Below are 3,938 nucleotides of genomic sequence, written 5' to 3' on the forward strand. Positions count from 1 at the left end.
TGTTTAACTTCCACCGAGGAGAATTGATAAGAATTGGCGGTTTCGGGGGGAAGGTTCAACAAATCAAAGAAACAAGCGGGAAATCTTTGTAAGAGTTGATAGAAAATACTGTCAGTTTTCACGCAATTAAACTCAAAAAGAGGCCTCTAGTTTAGCAGAAGTTTTTTATTGTGTTCTTCAGTAAGCTCCTGTTTTTGAGCAATTGGGATGAGGACTGTTACCCAACACCATCGGAACCAAGATTAAATAGGGTATGATGGACATTGTATAGATTTTCTCCTATCGCCGTGAGCGAAACCGTCTATATTGAAACCAGTATCTTAGGCTACCTCAACGAAATTTCACCTGGTTTCGGGTTCCTCAATTATATCTAATACCTCCTGCTCAACCAATCTAGAACGGAGAAGTTCTAACGCGTCTTGGTCTGCTAATTCGATAATAGACCTCTTGCAAAAGTCTTAAGTCGATCCTTGTACAGCAACATTTTTGAAGATTATCAACTACTAATAAATAATTAACTGAAAGTCCCTCCCATTATTGTTTCTATCGTTTGTTTTCGGATTTATGCAAGAGGTCTAATCTCGACAAGATAACGTCCCACCTGTTCAACAGTTGCCGGTTGCCATTGACGCAGTTTAATTTCCAGTTCTTGAATCAGGGCATCCATATTTTAGTTTTGAAAGCCAATATTATCAGGATAACACGGCTATAACTACTAACTCTCAGGATAATGACTGTGGAAAATAGAGGAGTATTTTTTGCTCAAAGGTTAGTCAAGCTCTGGTTAAATATCATCTTCGTTTAAGCCCGCATCTTTTAAAATACCTTTGAGAGTTCCTATCGGTAAATCTCTATTGCCATGAATAGGAACAACGATAATAGTGGTCGTATTCTGTCTTGTATAGATATAATGACTGCCTTTAATTCTTACCAATATCCAACCAAGTTTCTCAAGAACTTTGCAGAGTTTTTTCCCCGAAATTGATTTCATAAGGAAATTTCCACTAATTTTTGTTCTGGATTAGGCAACTCCTGTTCATTAGCCACTTCTAACCATCCTTCCACCGCTTCTTTGACCATTGCCATTAAATGTTCATAACTTTCTCCCCAAGTATGACAACCGGGGAAAGCTGGAACGGTGGCACACCATAAATCATCTTCTTGCCAAACAATAACTTTAATATTCATCTTTAACTTTTTTGTCTTTTACTAAGCAGTATAACTCGATCTCATCAGACGTTATACAATGAATGTTGTCCCTCGATCGCATTGTCCCATGACTACCCCCTTCACTGCCGCAGAAATTGCCTCAGAAGGCATCAAACCCGAAGAATACGAAGAAATAGTCAAAAGACTGGGAAGACACCCCAACAAAGCCGAATTAGGAATGTTTGGCGTGATGTGGTCGGAACACTGTTGTTATAAAAACTCCCGGCCGCTGCTCAAACAATTCCCCACCACTGGCGAAAAAATTCTCGTCGGACCGGGGGAAAATGCCGGAGTAGTGGATTTAGGCGATGGATTGCGATTAGCCTTTAAAATCGAGTCCCATAATCATCCTTCTGCGGTGGAACCGTTCCAAGGTGCCGCTACTGGAGTCGGAGGCATCCTGCGGGATATTTTTACCATGGGGGCCCGGCCCATTGCTATCCTCAACTCCCTCCGTTTTGGTAACTTGCAAGATGCCCGCAATCGTCGCATTTTTGCCGGAGTCGTGGAAGGAATAAGTCATTATGGCAATAGTGTCGGCGTTCCCACGGTGGGCGGTGAGATCTACTTTGATAATGCCTACAATGGCAATCCCCTCGTTAATGCCATGGCTTTAGGGTTAATGGAAACCGAGGAAATCGTCAAATCCGGGGCAAAAGGCCTGGGAAATCCGGTTTTATACGTTGGTTCTACCACCGGCCGCGACGGTATGGGAGGGGCGAGTTTTGCCAGCGCCGAATTAACCGATAAATCTATGGATGACCGGCCTGCGGTGCAAGTGGGCGACCCTTTTCTGGAAAAATCCCTGATAGAAGCTTGTTTAGAGGCATTTAAGACTGGCGCGGTGGTGGCGGCCCAGGATATGGGGGCCGCTGGGATCACCTGTTCTACTTCCGAGATGGCGGCCAAGGGAGGGGTGGGAATTGAATTAGACCTCGATAAAATACCCGTCCGGGAAAGCGGGATGGTTCCCTACGAATATCTGCTATCGGAATCCCAAGAAAGAATGTTATTTGTGGCAGCATTGGGACGAGAAGGCGAATTAATCGAGATTTTCCAGCGTTGGGGACTTCAGGCTGTGGTCGCTGGCCAGGTAATTGCAGAACCGATCGTCCGTATATTATTTAAAGGGGAAATTGCCGCCGAAATTCCTGCCACGGCCCTGGCCGATAATACTCCGATTTATCATCGGGAATTACTAACAGAACCGCCGGAATACGCCCAAAAAGCTCAATTATGGCAAGATAGCACGATTCCTATTCCCGAATCCTATAACGAGATTTTATTAAAACTGCTGGATAGTCCCTCGATTGCCTCAAAACGCTGGGTTTATCGTCAATATGATCATCAAGTCCAGAATAACACCGTTATTCTCCCCGGGGGGGCCGATGCGGCCGTGATTCGCGTGCGTCCTCTGGGTGCTAATCCCGCCAATTCTCGGCGAGGTGTAGCGGCGACTACAGATTGTAATCCGCGATACGTTTATCTTGATCCCTATAACGGAGCTAAGTTGGCCGTGGCGGAAGCGGCCAGAAACCTTAGCTGTGTTGGGGCCGACCCCATTGCTGTCACGGATAATCTCAATTTCGGAAGTCCAGAGAATTCAATCGGTTATTGGCAATTAGCCACTGCTTGTCAGGGTATTGCTGAAGCTTGTCGGGAAATGAATACACCGGTGACTGGGGGTAATGTCTCTTTGTACAACGAAACCGTTGATGCAGCTGGCAGCCCCCAGTCTATTTATCCGACTCCCGTGATTGGGATGGTGGGATTAGTGCCGGATATCGGGCAAATTTGCGGGCAAGGTTGGCAAAAAGCGGGGGATTTAATCTATCTTTTGGGTTTCTCCTTGCCAACTATCGGCGCTTCCGAATATTTAGCCGTTATTCACGGTTTGGTGACGGGAAAACCGCCGGTAATTGATTTTGAATTAGAAAGAAAGGTACAAGCGGCCTGTCGTCGAGGAATCCGCGCCGGTTGGGTGAAATCTGCCCACGATTGCGCCGAGGGAGGTTTAGCCACTGCTCTGGCAGAATGCTGTATTAGTGGCCAATTAGGGGCGGAAATTGACCTTTCTTGGCACAATCAAGGCCGTTTTGACGCGGTGTTATTCGGAGAATTAGCTAGTTGCATTATCGTCTCCGTTTCCTCCGAAAATCGGCAAGATTGGGAAGAATACCTAAAGACACAATTAGGAGACTATTGGCAAATAACCGGCAAAGTTAGCGAAAAAAGCGAGAATCTTCGGATTTTTGACCGGAATAAACAACCGGCGATCAATGTTAGTCTAGAAACTATACAGCAAGTTTGGTCAAAAGCGATCGAAAGAAGGCTTTAGGGAAGGAGTCAGGAGACAGGAGACAGGAGACAGGAGACAGTCCCGATGAAAAAATTTTCACCACCAGAGATGAAAGAGGTTTCCTTCCCTACACCCCACACCCTACACCCTCTTTCTAGTCAGGAGTCGGAAACTTAACCCGGATAACTGATAACTGTTCCCCATCCCTCAAATCCCCATAAATAAGGTGTTAAAAAGAGATTAAGATAAGTTAAGATTTTGTCTCAAAAGTAGCCCCAAGCCCCCACCCTCCCTAGGGCTGTTTCATTCTCCCATCAGAATATCAAAAGTAAAAGCGATCACTGTCAGGTAAAATGAGAAGTGAACGCGAACTTTTGAAAGATATGTTGAGCTTAATAGAAAAACTAAAACAAGTCAAGGACTTTCGGAA

Annotated in this window: 4 protein-coding genes; 1 reads left to right on the plus strand and 3 read right to left on the minus strand. The window is 45.3% G+C overall.

Annotated elements, in window-relative coordinates; translation table 11 throughout:
- From IM456_RS07680 to IM456_RS07690, 3 genes are all read right to left on the minus strand, one after another.
- Window positions 1-122 (minus strand): DUF2887 domain-containing protein (locus tag IM456_RS07680; protein WP_287691908.1); only part of this gene is annotated, 122 nt, incomplete at its 3' end.
- Between the two features lie 662 nt (window positions 123-784).
- Window positions 785-991, minus strand: coding sequence for a type II toxin-antitoxin system HicA family toxin (locus tag IM456_RS07685; protein ID WP_002783497.1), 207 nt, complete (start codon window positions 989-991; stop codon window positions 785-787).
- Window positions 988-1,188 (minus strand): type II toxin-antitoxin system HicB family antitoxin, encoded by a 201-nt coding sequence (locus tag IM456_RS07690; RefSeq protein WP_002783495.1) that lies wholly within the window; start codon window positions 1,186-1,188, stop codon window positions 988-990. The genes IM456_RS07685 and IM456_RS07690 overlap by 4 nt, the downstream gene beginning before the upstream one ends.
- A gap of 88 nt (window positions 1,189-1,276) precedes the next feature.
- Here IM456_RS07690 and purL point away from each other — a divergent pair, with 88 nt between their 5' ends.
- Window positions 1,277-3,547, plus strand: coding sequence for a phosphoribosylformylglycinamidine synthase subunit PurL (gene purL, locus IM456_RS07695; RefSeq protein WP_287691910.1), 2,271 nt, complete (start codon window positions 1,277-1,279; stop codon window positions 3,545-3,547).
- Window positions 3,548-3,938 lie beyond the last annotated feature (391 nt).

It is taken from the genome of Microcystis sp. M079S1 (assembly GCF_020246425.1).
Taxonomy (GTDB): Bacteria; Cyanobacteriota; Cyanobacteriia; order Cyanobacteriales; family Microcystaceae; genus Microcystis; species Microcystis aeruginosa.